The sequence below is a fragment of the Chryseobacterium polytrichastri genome (assembly GCF_900142445.1).
Classification (GTDB): Bacteria; Bacteroidota; Bacteroidia; order Flavobacteriales; family Weeksellaceae; genus Chryseobacterium; species Chryseobacterium polytrichastri.
Map to the genome: position 1 here is coordinate 168,197 of NZ_FRAV01000005.1, position 21,436 is coordinate 189,632.

The window sequence follows — 21,436 nt, forward strand, 5'->3', positions numbered from 1 at the left end:
TATTCATAAGAAAATACACATTCCCTTATTGAAAACATTTTTCTTAAAAAGACAATATTAGAACATTCTCTTTTTAAATTATTATAAATGAAAAATCCCCAAAAGATTTAACTTTTAGGGATAAAAATAATATATTATTAAAATTATTCTTTAATTAATTTCTGGTAAGATACACTTCCATCTTTTAATTTAACTTCAAAATAATAGCTTCCGGATTGTAGATCAGAAACACTGATATTTTCTCCGTTCACCTGAACCGATTTTACCTTCCTTCCTGTTGCTTCATAAATATCAATAGATTTTATTTTATCTGCATTTTTGAAATTCACAGTTTCTTTTGCAGGATTCGGATAAAGAACAACTTTTTTACTTTCAGCTAACAGATCATTAGTTCCTAATGTTCCCGTCATACTTAGCGTGGTATATCCTCTATTTCCACCACCGTGATAGCCACTTGACAAAGCAGTTCCAGGCCCTTTAGCAAAAAAGATATTTACACTTCCCGCAGCGTTTGCAATGGCCGTATCTCCCGCTCCTCCTGATAATGATCTTGTAGCAACTACTGTTCTTATTCCTCCAGCAGTTGTATTTGAAGTTTGAGTCCAGTCTTGGGAGGCATCTGCTGTAGGTGTTACCCCAATTCCACCAAAAGTATAATCCCTATTTGCAGAGGCATTGTAAATAAATCCATCTGCTCCGTTTGACATTCCTGAGCCTACATTTCCGAAGCCGATTCCTAAATAAGAAGTATCAGCACCCGTAAGTGTTATTGTTGCTAAGGTTGAAGAAGTATCCAACTTTACCGTCATACCAGTTGACCCCAAGCTTACCGTACCAGAGGAAAACTGTGCTCCTACAGTGCTTGCAAGAGCTAAACTTAATGTGAGTAAAACTTTTTTCATATATTAATTTTTTAAGAGATTAATAATTTCTTTATTGTTTGTTTGTAAGGCATATTCAAAAGGAGTCATTCCCATTGAATCTTTTTTTAGTTTATCGGCTTTATATTTTACCAATAATTCTATTAATTCTTTATTCCCAAATTTTACAGCCCAGAAAAGAGGTGTAGATCCTGTAGCATCTGCAATATTAGGATCTGCATTTTTGCTTAATAAATACATCACCAAATCTTTATTATACTTTACCGAAAGTCCGGCCAATGCAGTTCCTTCCTGGCTTTTATAATTAAGATCTTTTACATGATCCATTAAAAACTTAGCAACCTCTGTGTTTCCTCTGTAGCAAGCTAAAATAAGAGGAGAAAAACCACTTTCGTTGGTTTCATTGATGCTGTTTGGATCTTTCTTCATCAATTCTTTAACCTCAGCCACACTCCCATTTCTCGCAATATCAAAAATAGATTTTGTTTTTTCCTGAGCAATCGCAAGTGAGAATCCCAGAAAAACACTTAGTATTAAGATTAATTTTTTCATTATTTTGAAAGAATATAATCATACTTGACGTTCACATTTTCTGCCACTTTTTTAGATACCATTTTAGGAATGGTTACATTATAATCTGCAGGTCTGGCAACAAAACCTCCTTGCATATAAATCTTCCCATCCTTGGCATATATTGTTGCAGAGGATGTAACCGCCTTGTCTACCCCATGAAAATTAAGTTTCCCTTGTAGCGTATATTTTTGTGGTGATGCAGTAAGCTTCGCTTTATCAAAATTGGCAAGCTTTCCTGTAAAAGTTGCTTTAGGATATTTTGCTGATTCCGCATAATTTTCATTGAAATGCTCTTCCATTAGTTTCACGGTAAATCTATAATTCTTCACCATAGAAACAGAAGCTATTTCACCAGTATCAGCATTTAGAATAACCAAATTATTACTATCCTTGGCACTGATATCTTCAAATAACAGAACTGATGCTTCAAAGCTTACCTGTCCTGTTTTAGAACTATATTTCTGAGCCAATGCAAGATTACCACATAGTAACGATGCAACAATTAATACTACATTTTTCATTTTTCTCTTTTTTAATTTTCTATAGAACCATCAGCTTTCCACTTAATGAAAAAATTGATCTGACTTTGTGATAATGATGTACCTGGAGGCATTCTTCCCACAGCTCCGACTGGCCTTTGTATTCTGTCTACAATATTGTCTATTTCTGCTTTTACCAAATTATAATTTGTTAACGGGTAAGCAGAAGCAGGACCTCCGGGTGAGTGGCATCCAATACAATTGGTTTCAATAATAGGTTTTATATCCGTCTCATATTTTACAATTCCGGTGATGGGTGTATTATCTGAAATTTCTTCATAGGTTCTGCTTTCACAAGCCATTAATACAACCGCTGATGATAGTAAGTATAGTATCTTTTTCATATTAAAAAACTCTATAAAGGTTAAACCCAAAGAAAATCTGTCCTTTATCCCATTTTCCGGTAGCGTTTGTAAGATATCCTATATCTGAATTAAGCTGAGAATTACTGAATACAAGCTGGAAAACGTGTCCGCCAGTTTCAATATCCATCCCTAATGATAAAGGGTTTTTATAAAAACTGTGGTTATCAAAATTCACAAAATATTCTGCGTTGATGGAAATCCTTTTAGAAATCTTATATCTCCCTCCCAGCCCTGTTAGGAACTGATTTTTATCTTCAATATTTGGTTCATAAAGATTCTTGTGTACATAAGAAGGTGTTAGCTGTAAAGAAAGCTTGTCATTAAACCTTCTTGAGATCAAAGCCTGAGTAAGATAAGAAAGCTTGTCATTGAATTGAAGATGTGGATAATTATCTTTGTTAATATCTGTTCTCAGTGCCATCACATTATAACCAACAATATCTACAGGAAAATTATCATTCTGTTTTAGGAGACTGTATTTGGCTCCTAATTCAAAGGTTTTCCCATTCGTTTCTCTAGAAAGACTTAAAGAAAGGCCGTCTGTAACACCATAAATAGCTCCCAACTTTGTAGAAGCCTGATCAAGGCCAAAGAAATTTTTAAAACCTGTGCTGATATCTCCAAAACGATGGGCAACTACGATGTACCATTCATTTTTTGCAGTAAGTTTGGTAGATTGTGCTGTGACAACCTGTAAGCCTTTGAAGGCAGGCTGCGAAATATCTGTGTTTGTTTTAATGGTGTCAATATCTTTCAACAAATCTTCCTGAGAAAAGGCAAGACTTGATGAAAGTATCGACAAAAATAATAGAGTTTTTGTCATATCCAATTTTTGATAAATATTAATATGACAAACTTATAGAGTTATGAATTCAAAAGTGTGTGATAAAAGTCACCGACTAGATAGTTTTTATCAATCACAGTAATAAAACATTATTTATTAGACTGGGCTAACATTTTCTTTTACAGGGATTTTGATTCCTTCTTTGCTCTGAACGATTTCTCCTTCGTTTTCAATTTTTTTCAAAACTCTGCTTACCACTTCTCTGGAAGTTCCTAAACTACTAGCAATTTCCCTATGCGTTAATTTTATCGGATGATTGCCCGTGATAGAGATTTGTTGTTTAATATAGCTTAAAACTCTTCTGTCAAGTCTATGAAAAACCGCTTCATTCACCATATTCATTACATCAGAAAAGCGCTTGTCATATTCACTGTAAAATACTCTGTTGATTTCCGGAAATTTGATGAGCCACTCATGCACCACAGATACGGGGATTAGCAAAACTTCTGAATCTTCTTCCGCAATAGCATAAACACGACTTATATAGTCACTAAAAATAGATGAAAAAGTCATGAGGCAGCTGTCGTTAGGTCGAATATAATAGTAGATTAATTCTCTTCCGTCATTTAATGAAAAAACCTTTATAGACCCCTTAACCAAGAAAGGGACATATTTATTCTTTTGTCCTTCCTGAATAATTTCTGTTTTTGCCTTTATGGTAGCTACAATTGCATTTTTTTGGATTTCATTTGAAAAACCAGCTCCCAGAAACCCAAATTTATTAAGAATAAACTGATTATTTATCACATCCATTATATAAAATTTAACAGCAAATATATACAATTGAATAATCCATATGGCAATTTTTTATTATTTTAAAACTTATTAACAATAAGTAATGAACTTGAAATTATTTAAGTGAATAGTGAATTTAAAAAAATGAATTTTTGAATATCGTCTGCTAGGTTTATATGAAAATAAATCTCCAATATATATATATAGCAAAAAAAATGCCCCAATAAATTGGGGCATTCTTATGTATGTTAAGAAAATCTTACGCTTGTACGTTGTTTCCACCTAATACGAAAGGCTCAACTTCTTTAATCTCTCCGAATTGTTGCTCGTAGTTAGTGATGTTTTGTTGAAGAGCAGTTAATACTCTCTTAGCGTGAAGTGGAGCAAGAATAACTCTTGAACGCACGTTAGCTTGTTGAACACCCGGCATTAATTGGATAAAATCTACAACAAACTCAGATGGAGAATGGTTTACTAGAGCAAGGTTACAATATACCCCTGAAGCTACCATTTCGTTAAGTTGGATGTTGATGTTGTTTGGATCTTGATTTTGATTTTGATTGTCCATGTTTTCTTTAAATATTTTTTGTTTAAAAAGTTTCAGTCCTCTAATTTAAAATTTAAACTTGAATTCTGAAACTTTTCTTCACTTTTTAGTTAATATCTTCGAATTCTTTTTTAGAACCTACGATAACATTCTGATACTCTTTAAGACCCGTACCTGCAGGGATTCTGTGTCCTACAATTACGTTTTCTTTAAGACCTGTTAAGTAATCTACCTTACCAGCAACTGCTGCTTCGTTAAGAACCTTAGTTGTTTCCTGGAATGATGCTGCAGACATGAATGACTTAGTCTGAAGAGCTGCTCTTGTAATACCTTGCAATACAGGCGTTGCTGTAGCTGGTAAAGCTTCTCTTACTTCAACTAAAGCCTGATCTTCACGCTTCAATTTAGAGTTCTCGTCTCTTAATTCTCTTGCAGTAATCATCTGACCTGGCTTGAATTCTTTAGAATCACCAGCTTCTGTTACTACTTTAAGACCGAATACTCTGTTGTTTTCTTCTAAGAAATCAAATTTGTGCTCTAACGCTCCTTCAAGGAATTGAGTATCACCTCCATCAACAATAGATACTTTCGTCATCATCTGTCTTACGATAATTTCGAAGTGCTTATCATCAATTTTCACCCCTTGTAGACGGTAAACTTCCTGAATTTCATTTACTAGATATTCCTGAACCGCCGTTGGACCTTTGATTCTTAAGATATCGTCTGGTGTAATAGAACCGTCAGAAAGTGGAGAACCTGCTCTTACGAAGTCATTCTCCTGAACCAAGATCTGGTTAGATAATTTAACTAAGTAAATTTTTCTTTCTCCAGTTTTTGCCTCAACAATAAGTTCACGGTTACCTCTCTTAATTTTTCCGTAAGAAACTACCCCGTCGATTTCAGTAACAACCGCTGGGTTTGAAGGGTTTCTTGCTTCGAATAATTCGGTAACTCTCGGAAGACCTCCGGTGATATCCCCTGCTTTTGCAGATTTTCTTGGGATCTTGATTAAAACTTTACCAGCCTTAATTTTTTCACCATCGTTTACCATTAAGTGGGCTCCTACCGGTAAGTTGTATGCTTTCTGCTCAACACCTTTAGAATCTACCACCTTAAGAGTAGGTACGGCTTTCTTATTTCTAGATTCAGAGATTACTTTCTCTTCGAATCCTGTTTGTTCATCAATTTCCAATTGGAATGAAATACCTTGGATGATATCTTCATACTCTACCTTACCGGCAGTTTCTGCAATAATTACCGCATTATACGGATCCCATCTACAGATTGTATCACCTTTCTTCACTTTATCACCTGGTTTCACAGCTAATATAGATCCATAAGGTACGTTAGCGATCATCAATGGAGTTTTAGTTTCGTTGTCAGCAACCAATCTAAATTCTGTAGAACGAGAAACCACTACCTCAGCAGTGTTACCGCTTTCATCTTCAGATGTAATTGTTCTTACATCATCCATTTCAACGATACCGTCTCTTCTAGCTACGATTGATGGATTTTCTGATACGTTACCTGCAGTACCCCCTTGGTGGAATGTTCTCAATGTTAACTGAGTACCTGGTTCCCCAATAGATTGTGCACCAATTACACCTACTGCTTCACCCATATGGATTACTTTACCTGTTGCTAAGTTTCTTCCGTAACATTTCGCACAGATACCTTTCTTAGTTTCACAAGTTAATGGTGAACGAACTTCAACAGCTTCTAATCCTGCTTCTTCAATTCTCTTAGCTAATGGCTCATTGATCACCTGATCTGCTGAAGCAATAAGTTCATCACTTTCAGGGTCATAGATATTATGTAGAGAAACTCTACCTAAGATTCTTTCAGAAATTCTTTCAACAATCTCATCATTTTTCTTCAAAGCAGTAACTTCAGTACCTCTTAAAGTACCACAGTCTGTTTCAGTAATGATAACATCCTGAGCAACGTCTACCAATCTTCTCGTTAAGTAACCCGCATCGGCAGTCTTAAGTGCGGTATCCGCAAGACCTTTACGAGCACCGTGAGTAGAGATAAAGTATTCTAGGATCGAAAGACCTTCCTTAAAGTTTGCAAGAATCGGGTTTTCGATAATCTCCGCACCAGTAGAACCGGCTTTCTGCGGTTTTGCCATCAAACCTCTCATCCCTGATAACTGACGGATCTGTTCCTTAGAACCCCTCGCCCCAGAATCAAGCATCATATATACAGAGTTGAACCCACCTTGGTCGGTTTTCATTCTGCTCATGATCATTTCAGTTAATCCGGCGTTGGTATTAGTCCAAACGTCAATTACCTGGTTATAACGTTCTGTATCTGTAATTAGACCCATGTTATAGTTGGCTCTAATTTCATCTACAGTAGAAATTGCTGTAGCAACCATTGCTTTCTTCTCAACAGGAACTACGATGTCCCCTAATGAGAATGAAAGACCTCCTTTAAATGCATTTGAATAACCTAAGTCTTTCATTGCATCCAAGAACTTCACAGTTGTAGGGAAATCTGTATCATCAAGGACTCTACCGATAACGTTTCTTAATGATTTCTTCGTAAGAAGTTCATTAATATATCCTGACTGTTTTGGAACGATTTGGTTGAATAAAATTCTACCAACAGAAGTTTCAATTAGTTTTGTTGAGATCTCACCGTTTTCTTTAACAGGTAGTCTACATCTTACCTTAGCATTTAAAGAAACTTTTCCTTCTGCGTAAGCGATTTCCGCTTCCTCAGGAGAATAGAATGCAAGACCTTCACCTTTTACTTTCATCGTCTCAGTAGAGCTTAATTCTTTAGTCATGAAATAAAGACCAAGAACCATGTCCTGAGAAGGTACTGTAATAGGAGAACCGTTTGCAGGGTTCAAGATATTCTGAGAACCTAACATTAATAACTGAGCTTCAAGGATTGCTTCAGGGCCTAATGGTAAATGTACCGCCATCTGGTCACCATCGAAATCGGCGTTGAATGCCGTTGTTACTAACGGGTGTAGTTGGATTGCCTTACCTTCGATCATCTTAGGTTGGAAAGCCTGGATACCTAGTCTGTGAAGCGTAGGTGCTCTGTTCAATAGAACAGGGTGACCTTTCATCACGTTTTCAAGGATATCATAAACTACTGGTTCTTTTCTGTCAATAATTCTCTTTGCAGATTTTACTGTTTTTACAATCCCTCTTTCAATTAGTTTTCTAATGATAAATGGTTTGTAAAGTTCCGCAGCCATATCTTTAGGAATACCACATTCGTGAAGCTGTAAGTTTGGACCTACAACAATTACTGAACGCGCAGAGTAATCTACCCTTTTCCCTAGTAAGTTCTGACGGAAACGACCTTGCTTACCTTTCAATGAATCTGAAAGTGATTTCAATGGTCTGTTTGATTCAGATTTTACTGCAGAAGATTTTCTTGTATTATCGAATAATGAATCTACTGATTCCTGAAGCATACGCTTCTCGTTTCTCAAGATTACTTCAGGAGCTTTGATCTCCAATAATCTCTTCAAACGGTTGTTTCTGATAATAACTCTTCTATAAAGGTCATTTAAGTCAGAAGTAGCGAAACGCCCTCCATCCAATGGAACTAATGGTCTTAATTCTGGTGGAATAACAGGAAGTACACGCATGATCATCCACTCTGGTCTGTTGATCATTCTAGTGTTAGCACCTCTCAATGCTTCTACAACGTTCAATCTTTTCAGGGCTTCAGTTCTTCTTTGCTTAGAACCTTCGTTGTGAGCTTTGTGTCTCAAGTCGAAAGACAAAGCATCAAGATCAATTCTCTTCAATAATTCTTCAACCGCTTCAGCACCCATTTTAGCAATGAATTTGTTCGGATCAGAATCATCAAGATATTGGTTTTCTACAGGAAGAGTTTCCATGATATCAAGGTATTCTTCTTCTGTAAGGAATTCTTTATCATCAAAATCAGAACCATCTAATTTCTTAGCGATACCTTGTTGAATAACAACATATCTCTCGTAGTAGATGATCATATCTAATTTCTTAGAAGGTATTCCTAAAAGGTAACCGATTTTGTTTGGTAAAGAACGGAAATACCAGATGTGAGCGATAGGAACCACCAAGTTGATGTGTCCGATTCTCTCTCTTCTTACTTTCTTTTCTGTAACTTCTACTCCACAACGGTCACAAACGATCCCTTTGTAACGAATTCTCTTGTATTTACCACAAGCACATTCGTAATCCTTAATAGGACCAAAGATTTTTTCACAGAACAAACCATCTCTTTCAGGTTTATGCGTTCTGTAGTTAATAGTTTCCGGTTTTAGAACCTCCCCTCTAGAATCCTGTAAAATGGATTCCGGAGAAGCTAAACCGATGGTTATTTTATTAAATCTACTTGATTTATTTTTATTTGACATTTTTTAGATTTTAGATTTTGGATATAAATTTTGGGTTATAAATTCTGAACTGATTCAAAATTCATTCGTCAAAATTTAAAATTATTCCTCAAGTCTTACATCAAGTCCAAGTCCTTGTAACTCGTGAAGTAATACGTTGAAAGATTCTGGAATACCTGGTTCAGGCATTGCTTCTCCTTTCGCGATAGCTTCATAAGTTTTTGCTCTACCAATCACGTCATCCGACTTCACAGTCAAGATTTCTCTCAAGATGTTTGATGCTCCAAATGCTTCAAGAGCCCAAACCTCCATCTCTCCGAATCTCTGACCTCCGAACTGAGCTTTACCTCCTAACGGCTGTTGAGTAATCAATGAGTATGGTCCGATAGAACGTGCGTGCATTTTATCATCTACCATGTGACCAAGTTTCAGCATGTAAATAATACCTACTGTAGCCGGCTGTGTAAATCTCTCTCCGGTACCACCATCATAAAGGTGAGTGTTACCAAATTTAGGAAGACCTGCTTTTTCTGTGTACTCAGTAATTTGGTCTAATGTAGCTCCATCAAAGATTGGTGTAGCGAACGTCATTCCTAATTTCTGACCAGCCCATCCAAGAACTGTTTCATAAATCTGTCCGATGTTCATACGAGAAGGTACCCCTAGTGGATTCAATACGATATCTACTGGTGTTCCGTCTTCAAGGAATGGCATATCTTCTTCACGAACGATTCTTGAAACAATACCTTTGTTACCGTGACGTCCTGCCATTTTATCCCCTACATTCAACTTACGTTTCTTAGCGATATAAACTTTAGCCAACTTCATGATACCTGCTGGAAGCTCATCTCCGATAGAAATTGCGAATTTCTCACGGTTTTTAACCCCTTGGATATCATTGAACTTGATTTTATAATTGTGAATTAATTGTTTGATTAATTCATTCTTATCGTTATCTACCGTCCAATCTGCACCGCTTACGTTTACGTAATCTTCAACTGAAGTTAATAATCTGTGAGTAAATTTCACACCTTTACCGATGATCTCTTCATCAAGGTCATTTTGAACCCCTTGAGAAGTTTTCCCGCTTACAAGTGTATTTAATTTTTCAATTAAAGTATTTCTTAACTCATCAAACTTAGCCTTGTAAGTATTTTCAATCTCTTCAAGTTTAAGTTTTTCTTCAGTTCTTTTCTTTTTGTCTTTAATATTTCTAGAGAACAATTTTTTGTTGATAACAACACCTCTTAATGAAGAGTCTGCTTTCAATGAAGCATCCTTAACATCACCAGCTTTGTCACCAAAGATTGCTCTAAGAAGTTTCTCTTCAGGAGTTGGGTCTGATTCTCCTTTTGGAGTAATCTTACCGATCATAATGTCACCAGGCTTCACCTCGGCACCAATTCTGATCATACCGTTCTCGTCAAGATCTTTTGTAGCTTCTTCAGAAACGTTAGGAATATCTGCAGTAAGTTCTTCCATACCTAATTTAGTATCACGAACTTCTAGAGAATACTCATCTACGTGGATTGAAGTAAACCAGTCTTCACGTACAACTTTTTCGTTAATTACGATCGCATCCTCAAAGTTGTAACCCTTCCAAGGCATGAACGCAACTACTAAGTTTCTACCAAGAGCTAATTCTCCTTTTTCAGTAGCATAACCGTCGCAAAGTACTTGTCCTTTTTGCACTGTTTCACCAATTCTTACGTTTGGTCTTAGTGTAATGGTTGTACTCTGGTTAGTTTTTCTAAACTTAGTTAAGTTATAAGTTTTAGTAGCAGATTCGAAAGATACTAGATCTTCGTCATCGCTTCTTTCATATTTAATAGTAATCTTGTCTGCATCTACATACTCAACAGTACCGTTACCTTCAGCATTGATCAAGATTCTTGAATCTTTCGCAACTTGTTGCTCAAGACCAGTACCTACGATCGGTGCCTGTGGCTTCAATAATGGAACTGCCTGACGCATCATGTTAGATCCCATCAACGCACGGTTCGCATCATCATGTTCCAAGAAAGGAATTAATGAAGCTGAAATACCAGAGATCTGGTTTGGTGCAACGTCAATAAGGTTAACCTGAGAAGGCTCAACTACAGGATAATCACCATCTAGTCTTGCAATAATTCTATCAGTTTGGAATTCTCCCTGATCATTCAACTCAACGTTTGCCTGAGCAATTACTTTATCTTCTTCGTCTTCTGCATTTAGATAAATAGGATCAGCATTAAGATCTACTGTACTATCGTTTACTTTTCTATATGGAGTTTCGATGAAACCTAAGTTATTAATTTTCGCATAGATACCCAAAGAAGAGATCAAACCAATGTTTGGTCCTTCCGGAGTTTCAATAGGACAAATTCTTCCGTAGTGAGTATGGTGAACGTCACGCACCTCGAAACCTGCTCTTTCTCTTGATAAACCACCAGGTCCTAGTGCAGAAAGTCTACGCTTGTGCGTGATCTCTGATAGTGGGTTGGTTTGGTCCATGAACTGAGAAAGCTGGTTGGTACCAAAGAATGAGTTAATAACTGATGTTAATGTCTTAGCATTTACTAGATCCAGAGGAGTAAATATCTCGTTATCTCTAACGTTCATTCTTTCCTTAATAGTTCTAGCGATTCTTGAAAGACCTACACCGAACTGTCCTGCTAATTGCTCACCAACAGTTTTAATTCTTCTGTTAGAAAGGTGGTCAATATCATCAACCTCCGCTTTAGAGTTTACCAATTCGATCAAGTGTCTTACAATCGCAATGATATCTTCTTTTGTAAGAACCTCTGTTGTAGTTGGGATATTAAGATTCAACTTTTTGTTCAATCTGTAACGTCCTACTTCACCAAGTGAATATCTTTGCTCAGAGAAGAATAATTTTTCAATAATTCCTCTTGCTGTTTCCTCATCGGGTGGATCTGCATTTCTTAACTGACGGTAGATATACTCTACTGCTTCTTTTTCAGAGTTCGTAGGGTCTTTCTGTAATGTATTCTGGATGATAGAGAATTCATTTGCATTTTCTTTGTGAATCAAGATAGATTTCACACCTGCATCAAGAATAAGATCTAAGTGTTCTTTTTCAAGAATAGTTTCTCTGTCTAGGATGATTTCGTTTCTTTCGATAGAAACAACCTCTCCCGTATCTTCGTCTACGAAATCTTCGAACCAAGTGTTCAATACTCTCGCAGCCAATGTTCTTCCTTCAACTTTTTTAAGAGCAGCTTTAGAAACCTTCACTTCTTCCGCAAGGTCGAAGATCTGAAGAATGTCTTTATCAGATTCAAATCCGATAGCTCTTAATAAAGTAGTTAATGGTAATTTTTTCTTACGGTCAATATACGCATACATTACGCTGTTGATATCCGTAGTAAATTCCATCCAAGATCCTTTGAAAGGGATAATTCTTGAATAGTAAAGCTTAGTTCCGTTAGCGTGATAAGTCTGTCCGAAGAATACACCAGGTGAACGGTGTAGCTGCGTAACAATAACTCTCTCTGCACCATTGATAATGAAAGAACCACTATCTGTCATGTAAGGAACCGGCCCTAAATATACATCCTGAACTACAGTTTGGAAATCTTCGTGCTCAGGGTCTGTACAATACAGTTTAAGTCTTGCTTTAAGAGGGACTGAATACGTCAATCCTCTTTCTACACACTCATTAATAGAATAACGTGGAGAATCTACCAAATAATCTAAGAATTCCAAAACGAATTGGTTTCTAGAATCGGTAATCGGGAAATTTTCTTGGAAAGTCTTGTGCAGACCTTCTTTTTTTCTGTCTTCAGGAAGCGTATCAAGCTGGAAAAACTCTTTAAACGACTCTAATTGGATATCCAAGAAGTCTGGAGTAATAATTTTTCCTTTCGCTGAAGAGAAATTAATTCTCTGATTCCCCCTAGTTGTTGATGTTGTTTTACTCATAAAACTTTTAAAGAAAGGGTTAAAAAATATTTTGATTTATACAAAAAATATCAGAAACAGAAAAAAGATGAAAAACATTGGGTAAAAGACTGTTAAGATTTTTGGCGCTATCAGAATGAGTCTTTAATTCTATGTTCTTGTTTCTTAAGTTCTTATTTCTAACTGCAACGCTGGTATATCTTTTCACAGCGTAATGCAAAATATTTTAAAATTTTACTTTTTGAGGCAGAAATTACCGCAACATCTATATACATAAAATCTCTTTCATTATTACGAAAGAGTTGATATTTAATATATTATAGATTTACAAACAATTATAAGCGCCAAAAGAGTTGGCAAAGATACAAAAAGTTACTAACAATTACAAATAAAACATCTTCATTTTGAAGGAGTTAAAATTTATTAGAATAATTCAATTAAGAAATTTATAATAACCATGATTATTGACGTATCAAAAAAATAATCGTTTTTTGAGATTATAAAGTTTCAAATAATATTTTAATAACACAAATTAGTATACCTAAAACAAGTATCGTTTTTAATGTCCAATATTCAAATAGGTTAATCTCTTTATAAATTCCAAATATTGAAGAATTTAGCCCATTATCAGGTTCTACATCAAGTAAATTTTTGATACTTTTTTTCTCTTCATTACTTAAATCTTCATTCAAAAATGATTTAAGCTTCTTTTCTAAATAATGTTTTCAATGATAATATGACACAACGTTAACAGGTTTATATTTTGTCCGATTAAAAGCACTTCATTGTCGCGCGAGCAACAAAGCAATTAAAAAGCAGAAACTTTCAAGTACCACGTCACTCGGGCATAATTCAAACCTGATGTTGTGTGCTGTGACTTTTTCTGTACTTGGTATACAGTCGTAAAATTATTGGAGTCGTTGATAATATATAAAGTCCAAAGATTATTTGTAAAACAATTTTATAATCATCAGAATTGCCAAATCTTTCAAATGTCAACCAGTTTGTATTTATTAGTACGTCTGAAACAATGATTAAATTAGAAATTATTAAAGCTGGAACAATACTTCTTAAAACTAAGATAATAGCTAAAAAATCTAAGAAAGTTAACGATATCCAATATATGTTTTTCCACGTAGGCACATTTTTATTAAGTATTAAGCCATGATTTAACAAGTCCAATACATGAGTAGTTGTCCCAATGGCAAAACCTAAAACATAGATTGCTAGCAATATTTTTATTGTCTTAGGATATTCTAAAAAGTCTATTTTCAATTATTTTCGTTTTTTTTGTCAAATCCTTAAATGAGAATAAATAAGCTATTTGCATATCCTGGTTATCACTTGGTGAACATTGCCCGATTGGAAAACTTTTCACTTCCTCTGAAAGCATATTTATACTATCTAAAAGTTTTGACATTTATTGGTAGCTTTAAATTTAATGAGTTTAATTACGATAAACCTTTTGTATCGTTTTTTCAGATTTTTAATAGGTTATTGAAGTTGAGTAATTTTTATCAGTTCTGATTATCCAGTTCAAATTTCACTCTGTCTGCCTCTATCAAATTTTTCAGCTCTTTTTCGTCAGGAAGATATGTTCTGTATTTACTTGCGAATAGCTTCTCATTTTCTGACATTACAGAGTACTTTACGACCGTTTCATCTTTTTCGGTACATAAAATAATTCCTATTGTAGGATTATCATCCGCTTCTTTCTTAAGGTCATTATATATTCTCACATACATGTCCATTTGACCTATCGATTCGTGAGTCAGTTTATGCGTCTTTAAATCTACAAGCACAAAGCATTTCAGAAAATAGTTATAAAATACAAGATCTATATAGAAATCTGAAGTATCCGTAACAATATGTTGCTGCCTTGCAACAAATGCAAAGCCTTTTCCTAATTCCATTAAAAATTGCTGAAGGTGCGTAATTAAAGCTGATTCTATTTGAGTTTCAGCCTGTGATATGTCTGAAGGAAGTCCTAAGAATTCAAAAATATAAGGGTCTTTAATATAATTGGATATGTGCTTGTTTTCAGCTTCCGGAAATTTTAATAATCTACCTAAATACTGGCTATCAATGTTTCTTTGAAGTGTTCTGGTATTCCAGTTTCCTTCAATAGAATGTTCTATATATTGTATCCTGTGTTAAGTATTCTCAATTCTACTAATAATTCGGTAGTGAGTCCAGCTCAATTCGGTACGCACTGCGTTCCAAATTGGAAATGCGATGAAAAAAGCTCGCATATTATTAAGATTCCTATCATTAAATCCCTTTCCAAACTCCACTGATAGATGACTAGCAAGATTTTTCAAGACTGACTTACCATACTTTGCACGAAGTTCACCATTTTGTTCATCCTCTATAATAAGCTGTCCAATTTCCCAATACATTTTCAGTAATATAGTATTACTGTTTCTATAAACTTGGTCTTTGGCATCAACAATAATTTTTGCAATGGAACCGTAAAGGTCTTGATTAAATTCTGGTGTCTTTTCTATCATTTACCAAAATTACAAAATTTACTATTGGATTAATAAAACGATTTTAGAATCGTTTTGTGAGATTTAGTTTTATCTATTGTTAAGCTGAAAGAGAATCTGATTCTTCTAAAAGCAATTTAAATGAGCTATAACTGATAAAAGAATAAACAAAAAAAAAGCCCGAGCAAATGCTCGGGCTTCATATTTCTAGCGTAAATTGAATTATTTCAATTCTACTTCAGCACCAGCTTCTTCTAATTGCTTCTTAAGAGCTTCAGCTTCGTCTTTAGAGATACCTGTTTTGATTGCAGCAGGAGCTCCATCTACGATATCTTTAGCTTCTTTAAGACCAGCACCAGTTAAATCTTTTACCAATTTAACGATAGCTAATTTAGATGCACCTGCAGACTTAAGAATTACGTCGAATTCAGTCTTTTCTTCAGCAGCTTCTCCACCACCTGCAGCAACTACTACAGCAGCAGCAGCTGGCTCAATTCCGTACTCATCCTTAAGGATAGTAGCTAATTCATTTACGTCTTTTACTGTTAAGTTTACTAGCGTTTCAGCTAAATTTTTTAAATCTGACATTGTTGTAATGTTTTTGTTGATTATTTTATTTAATTTTTTGAGTCTAATTATTCAGCACTTGGAGTTTCTTCCGTGCTTTCTGCAGCAGGAGCTTCCGGAGCCGCCTCAGCAGGAGTTTCTTCTACAGCAGGAGCAGCAACTTCTTCAGTTGTAGCTTCTACAGCTTCAGATTTGTTTTGAAGAGCAGAAACAACTCTTTGAATTGGAGATTGAAGTAATCCGATGATTTCTCCGATCATTTCTTCTCTAGACTTGATGTTAGCAAGTGCAGATAAGTTTTCGTCTCCAACATAGAAAGTTTCTTGAAGGTAAGCAGACTTTAAAGCTGGCTTATCTTCTTTCTTTCTGAACCCTTGAATTAATTTCGCAGGAGCATTTGCAGTATCAGAAACCATTATTGCAGAGTTTCCTTTGAAAGTTTGGAACATTTCAGAGTAATCTACTCCTTCAATTTGTTCCATAGCTTTTTGCAAAAGCGTATTTTTTACTACTTTTACTTTGATATTTTGTTTGAAAGCCTGTCTTCTGAATTCTGAAGACTTAGCAGCGTTCAATCCATCTAGATCTGCTACATATACTACTTTTGCATCCTGAAGCAAGTCTTTGATCTCTTGTATTGCTACAACTTTTTGGTCTTTTGTCATTGTCTTAAGGATTTATATTAGTTAACAGATTTAGTATCAATTGCAATACCAGGGCTCATTGTAGAAGACAAATAAATGCTTTTTACATAAACTCCTTTAGCAGCAGTTGGTTTCATTTTGATCAATGTAGAAATTAATTCCTGAGCATTTTCTCTGATCTTATCAGCATCAAAAGATACTTTACCGATACCTGCATGGATAATACCATACTTATCTACTTTGAAATCAATTTTACCTGCTTTTACTTCAGTTACTGCTTTACCAATTTCCATAGTTACAGTACCTGATTTAGGGTTAGGCATCAAACCTCTTGGTCCTAATACTCTACCTAAAGGTCCTAATTTACCCATAACAGCTGGCATAGTAACGATAACGTCAACATCTGTCCAACCATCTTTTATTTTTTGTAAGTACTCGTCAAGACCCACATAATCAGCACCAGCCGCTTTAGCTTCTGCTTCTTTATCTGGAGTTACTAGAGCTAATACTTTAACATCTTTACCAGTTCCGTGAGGAAGAGATACAACACCTCTTACCATTTGGTTTGCTTTTCTTGGATCTACACCCAATCTTACAGCGATATCTACAGAAGCATCAAACTTTGCAGTGTTCACTTCTTTTACAAGAGCTGAACCTTCTTCAAGGTTATAGATTCTTCCTTTTTCTACTTTGCTTAAAGCTTCTTTTTGCTTTTTCGTTAATTTTGCCATTTCTTTAAGTTTTAAGCGTTAAAAGTTGGTTTAGTTCCTGTTACTCTTAATCCCATAGATCTAGCAGTACCTGCAACCATAGAAACAGCAGAATCCATTGTAAAACAGTTTAGGTCAGTCATTTTATCTTCAGCGATTTTTTGAACTTGAGCCCAAGATACAGCACCTACTTTGTTTCTGTTAGGTTCTCCAGAACCACCCTTGATCTTAGCCGCATCCATTAACTGGATTGCTGCAGGAGGAGTTTTAATTACGAATTCAAAAGATTTGTCTTCGTATACTGTAATTACTACAGGTAAAACTTGTCCTGGCTTATCTTGAGTTCTTCCGTTAAATTGCTTACAAAACTCCATGATGTTCACACCTGCAGAACCCAATGCTGGACCTACTGGTGGAGAAGGGTTGGCAGCGCCACCTTTCACCTGAAGTTTTACCATTTTAAAGACTTTTTTAGCCATTTTTCTTTATTTTATTTTGAATAATTAATGAGTTTGGAAGCATTTATTATTCAGCAGGTTACCGCACTCACATAAAGTAAACCTACTTTTCGGACTGCAAAATTATGAAATATTTTTGAAATAGCAAACGGATACGCTTGATTTTTAGAAAGTTTTACGAAAAAAAATATTTTAGAATTTTATTTATGAATGAATTGTAAGTTATTAAATACTTTATTCTCCCTCTTTTTTCCAAATATCTGAACAGCACAATCCCTGCTATCTGTTAAAAAATCTCACTAAATATAATAAGGCTCCTAAAAAGCACTGAAAGGTAAACATAAAAAACATACATTTCTCCAACTGATCTTCATTCATTAAGCCTTTTACTCATGAGATTCTATTTATTCATAAAATTAACAGACTCTGAATTTATACTGTAGCCCTATTACCATTCCAGAATTTATACGACAGATAAATCATTAAGATCTTTCCATAAATAAAAAACTAGACAATCTTAATAGACCGTCTAGTTTCATTATAAGTGAATATGAAATATTATTTAAAACCCTGAAGGCTTATTAATTGTTTTACTTGAACCATCATTTCCTCCAAGATCAGTCGTAATATCATTGATATTTTGTTTCGTGATCAATCTTTTATAAGCCATTAAGTAAAGATCTACAGTAAAATTATTATATGTTCTTGCCGGATTAGCTGACGCAAGAGCAATAAGCCTACTATTAGAGAACCTTGCTTTTATATGCCATGTTCCGTTACTTTTAAATGCAACCACATCCGGAGAACCCTGCCTGTTATCATTGGTTCCGTTATCTCCATAATCCAGAGCAACATTGGTAGATCCGTCATTCATTTTAAATGAATAATTATGAACTACCACAAGAAAATTATTGGCATCAATCTTAGTATCATAATCCGTAATTCCTGAACCCGAAACTCCCGTCAGCGATACTTTAAGGTAGTTGAACAAGCCACTGCTTTCCAAATTAGGATCATACACCTGAAGAGCATTCTCAGAAGTAGCCATAAAGCTTCCTCCCGTCATTGTAGGTTCCCCTGGATTCCTAAGATACAATGAGTTTGTATAGGTAGTTCCATTTACATCAAGCGTTTCTTGCGGGTTTGTTGTTTTAATACCTACTCTTCCTGACTGTGCATTTAAAAGCAATCCTAAAAACATTGCTAATATTATATATGTGTTTCTTTTCATGATTGATGATTATTGAAGCCCTACAGGCGTGTTAGTTGATACTCCTGAATATCCGGGCGAAGCTGATGAAGATACAGATCCGGTGAATGTTCCCCAATCCTTAACTAATGATTTTTCAAAAACGTTAAGCGTAAGTGTCCATGTTCCATTGGCAGAAGAAACCGTACCAGCCCCTTTAAAAGCTAAATTAACGGCATGATACTTATTGCTTCCACTTGTTACTTGGGTCACTTCGGTAGAATATGCTCCGAAAGACTTAGGATTGGTAGAGGTGTTAGCTGCAGAAATAGCGTCGCTAAACACAGCACCCGTAATTGCAACCACATATTTATTAACATCAAGACCTGTATTCAGGCTTACTACTTCATCCTGCTTAACATTTTTCAAAATAATCGTATAGATATTTACGGGAGCTACTTTACGAAGCGAAATATCTAACATCTTAATCTTCCCTACAGGATTAGTATCTTTAGAACGTGTAAGTAAAAAGTAACTTCCTTTTGCCGGTGAATTTACTGTATCAATCAAATAAGATTCCACCAATGTTTCTCCTGCCACATCTAAGGTTCCCTGAGGATTAGCAGTATTGATTCCAACTTGGGCTTGCGCTGCGAAAAAACCGCATATTGTAAGAAATAATGTAATATTTTTTTTCATTGTATACTTTTTATTGAATTAAAGGAGCTGCAGCTGATCCCGTTGTAGACGCACCCAAATCTTGTGTTTTATTTACTTCTTTGGCATACGCTCGGTCAAAAACCAAAAGGTTAAGCGTCCATACTCCTGTAGGCAAAGAACTGTCAGGCGCAAATCCTTGATAATCTGCTTTAAGTTTCCATGTATCTCCCGAAGAATAGGCGAAAATCTGCGGAACGGGTGTTAACCAATCTGCAGAGTACGTTCTTACAGGCTGCGTAAATCCAAATGAGGAAATCACCACCAGAAATTTATTAGAATTGATCTTGGTGTCAAATTGATTTACCCAATCCTTATCTGATGGATCACACGTAATTTTAAACTGAATAAGATTAATCGGAGCCGGAGAATTGGGTACAAAAGTATCATTGTAAGCCGTAATCTTGTTTTCAGGAGCCGGAGACTTAATTACGAATGTGTAATTCTCATCAGATCCCAGTTTTTCCATCGGGTTTTTGAAAACCATTCCAGAGGTCTTCATACTACCATTCACTGATAGTTCTTTTTCAGGTGTTTTAGTATTTATACCAACCTGCGCATTCAAAAGTGCCGCGCTTACGAAAAGCACTGCCGAAATAACTTTAGTCATTGATGTGTTGTGTTGTTTTAAAAAATATTATCCCTTATAACCTTATTCATTTTCTATCCTTTAAAATAGGACAAAAAAATTCTTATACTTTTGCTATGCATAGTATAATTTTTTAAAAAAAATAAAGTTTCATGGATTTATTACACATTGCTTACAAAAAAAATGCCAAACAAGAATAAATATAAAATAAAAAATTAAATACCTGCCGAAAACAACAAAAAGCAATTAATTAACATAATATCCACAAATAAAGCTCAATGTTTTATTAAAACAGCAATACAAAAAAAAATTCCAAAGGTTAAAAACAAAAATCCTTCCCATTTAACAGGAAGGATTTTTAAGATTATTATGATTATCCTAAATCTACAGAAGCTTATTAATACGTATGAAAGAATTACCCTTATCAATAGTAAGATCAGCTAAATTTGCAACCATATTAACTGTTCCGTATGTTAAGAATTCAAATGTAACTTTTTCCCCAGCCTTTAGCCAGACAGTTCCATTAGTTGCCAAATTAAGCATATTCACCGCACTAGGTGTTTTAGTTCCCCTAAGAATAACAGTATAACCCGTTCCTATTCTCCCCCCATCTACAATGATTGATGCATAAGCAAGCCCACCAGTTCCATCAAAAGATCCAGACCCAGTATTAGGAAGTACAAAACGGCAGTTAGCATATATAGAATATAAACCATCTGTGGGTATAGTATATATACCTGTTGATGCATCATATGCATTTAATGGATCATAATCAGTATTTAAAAGTATATTGGTAAATACGTTATTAGTCCATCCAGTAGCGGCGTTAATTGTAGGTCCCCCAGTAACATTTAATACTCTATTTCCACTATTGGTTGTAGAATAAGTAGATCCTCCTGCTATTTTAAGAACACCATTAGCATCTGCCGCCATTAGTTTATCTGCTGCTACCCCAATATTTGAGTTGATACCTCTTACTCTTACATTACCACTTGCTACATCTAGATGTTCAGAGGGTGTAATAGTTCCTACCCCAACATTACCGGCAGAGGTAACAATAAAATCATTAAGCTGTTGTGTGGCGGAAGGCGTTCCAGTTGCAGGGTTATCTTTAGCAGCATCTACGTGCAAAATACCTTGAGGGTTTGATGTTACAATACCTACTTGGGCAAAAGAAACTGACGAAGGATCAGTCTCAAAAGTTGGGGAGAAAATAAAAAATGCTATTTTTGTATAATGCTAAATGATGCCGAACTGCTTAAATTATTTTTACCTGAACTGTTGATTGAATATTTTGAGATTGTAAAATTTGAAGAAGAAAACCAAATTCTACAT

The 21,436-nt window shown here is 35.2% G+C and carries 20 protein-coding genes; all 20 read right to left on the reverse strand.

Features of this window, described 5'->3' with window-relative positions; all coding sequences use genetic code 11:
• Positions 1–143: 143 nt before the first annotated feature.
• Positions 144–902, reverse strand: coding sequence for a T9SS type A sorting domain-containing protein (locus tag BUB80_RS04740; protein ID WP_073291414.1), 759 nt, complete (start codon positions 900–902; stop codon positions 144–146).
• 3 nt (positions 903–905) lie between these two features.
• Positions 906–1,433, reverse strand: a complete 528-nt coding sequence (locus BUB80_RS04745) for an ankyrin repeat domain-containing protein (RefSeq protein ID WP_073291416.1) — start codon at positions 1,431–1,433, stop codon at positions 906–908.
• Complete coding sequence (locus BUB80_RS04750) at positions 1,433–1,975, reverse strand: YceI family protein (protein ID WP_073291418.1); 543 nt, start codon at positions 1,973–1,975, stop codon at positions 1,433–1,435. The genes BUB80_RS04745 and BUB80_RS04750 overlap by 1 nt, the downstream gene beginning before the upstream one ends.
• Before the next feature lie 11 nt (positions 1,976–1,986).
• A complete protein-coding gene (locus BUB80_RS04755; RefSeq protein ID WP_073291420.1) occupies positions 1,987–2,337 on the reverse strand; it encodes a c-type cytochrome in 351 nt (116 codons plus the stop codon).
• Between the two features lies 1 nt (position 2,338).
• The gene (locus BUB80_RS04760; protein ID WP_073291422.1) at positions 2,339–3,181 is read right to left on the reverse strand and encodes a DUF5777 family beta-barrel protein; all 843 of its coding nucleotides are present in this window, start codon (positions 3,179–3,181) and stop codon (positions 2,339–2,341) included.
• A gap of 117 nt (positions 3,182–3,298) precedes the next feature.
• The gene (locus BUB80_RS04765) at positions 3,299–3,955 is read right to left on the reverse strand and encodes a Crp/Fnr family transcriptional regulator (RefSeq protein WP_073291424.1); all 657 of its coding nucleotides are present in this window, start codon (positions 3,953–3,955) and stop codon (positions 3,299–3,301) included.
• A gap of 241 nt (positions 3,956–4,196) precedes the next feature.
• The gene (locus BUB80_RS04770; RefSeq protein WP_073291426.1) at positions 4,197–4,505 is read right to left on the reverse strand and encodes a DUF3467 domain-containing protein; all 309 of its coding nucleotides are present in this window, start codon (positions 4,503–4,505) and stop codon (positions 4,197–4,199) included.
• Between the two features lie 85 nt (positions 4,506–4,590).
• Entirely contained in the window at positions 4,591–8,856 is a 4,266-nt protein-coding gene (gene rpoC / locus BUB80_RS04775; RefSeq protein WP_073291427.1) for a DNA-directed RNA polymerase subunit beta', read from the reverse strand.
• Between the two features lie 81 nt (positions 8,857–8,937).
• Entirely contained in the window at positions 8,938–12,759 is a 3,822-nt protein-coding gene (gene rpoB, locus BUB80_RS04780) for a DNA-directed RNA polymerase subunit beta (RefSeq protein ID WP_073291429.1), read from the reverse strand.
• 831 nt (positions 12,760–13,590) lie between these two features.
• Positions 13,591–14,013: a hypothetical protein gene (locus tag BUB80_RS23355; RefSeq protein ID WP_139262535.1), complete on the reverse strand. Its 423-nt coding sequence runs from the start codon at positions 14,011–14,013 to the stop codon at positions 13,591–13,593.
• A gap of 242 nt (positions 14,014–14,255) precedes the next feature.
• Positions 14,256–14,885 carry a PDDEXK nuclease domain-containing protein gene (locus BUB80_RS23805; protein WP_317043889.1) on the reverse strand — a complete coding sequence of 210 codons (630 nt, stop codon included), beginning with the start codon at positions 14,883–14,885 and terminating at the stop codon, positions 14,256–14,258.
• Positions 14,886–14,891: 6 nt separating this feature from the next.
• The gene (locus tag BUB80_RS23810) at positions 14,892–15,248 is read right to left on the reverse strand and encodes a DUF1016 N-terminal domain-containing protein (RefSeq protein WP_228433689.1); all 357 of its coding nucleotides are present in this window, start codon (positions 15,246–15,248) and stop codon (positions 14,892–14,894) included.
• 201 nt (positions 15,249–15,449) lie between these two features.
• Positions 15,450–15,815 (reverse strand): 50S ribosomal protein L7/L12, encoded by a 366-nt coding sequence (gene rplL, locus BUB80_RS04795; protein WP_072412199.1) that lies wholly within the window; start codon positions 15,813–15,815, stop codon positions 15,450–15,452.
• 47 nt (positions 15,816–15,862) lie between these two features.
• Complete coding sequence (rplJ, locus tag BUB80_RS04800; protein ID WP_073291432.1) at positions 15,863–16,459, reverse strand: 50S ribosomal protein L10; 597 nt, start codon at positions 16,457–16,459, stop codon at positions 15,863–15,865.
• Between the two features lie 17 nt (positions 16,460–16,476).
• Positions 16,477–17,169, reverse strand: a complete 693-nt coding sequence (gene rplA, locus BUB80_RS04805; RefSeq protein ID WP_073291433.1) for a 50S ribosomal protein L1 — start codon at positions 17,167–17,169, stop codon at positions 16,477–16,479.
• A gap of 11 nt (positions 17,170–17,180) precedes the next feature.
• Positions 17,181–17,627, reverse strand: a complete 447-nt coding sequence (gene rplK, locus BUB80_RS04810) for a 50S ribosomal protein L11 (protein ID WP_034679146.1) — start codon at positions 17,625–17,627, stop codon at positions 17,181–17,183.
• A gap of 541 nt (positions 17,628–18,168) precedes the next feature.
• Positions 18,169–18,837 carry a hypothetical protein gene (locus tag BUB80_RS04815; protein ID WP_073291435.1) on the reverse strand — a complete coding sequence of 223 codons (669 nt, stop codon included), beginning with the start codon at positions 18,835–18,837 and terminating at the stop codon, positions 18,169–18,171.
• A 9-nt stretch (positions 18,838–18,846) separates the two neighbouring features.
• Positions 18,847–19,494, reverse strand: coding sequence for a hypothetical protein (locus BUB80_RS04820; protein ID WP_073291437.1), 648 nt, complete (start codon positions 19,492–19,494; stop codon positions 18,847–18,849).
• A 10-nt stretch (positions 19,495–19,504) separates the two neighbouring features.
• Positions 19,505–20,122: a hypothetical protein gene (locus BUB80_RS04825; RefSeq protein WP_073291439.1), complete on the reverse strand. Its 618-nt coding sequence runs from the start codon at positions 20,120–20,122 to the stop codon at positions 19,505–19,507.
• A 363-nt stretch (positions 20,123–20,485) separates the two neighbouring features.
• Complete coding sequence (locus tag BUB80_RS04830) at positions 20,486–21,232, reverse strand: hypothetical protein (RefSeq protein WP_073291441.1); 747 nt, start codon at positions 21,230–21,232, stop codon at positions 20,486–20,488.
• Positions 21,233–21,436 lie beyond the last annotated feature (204 nt).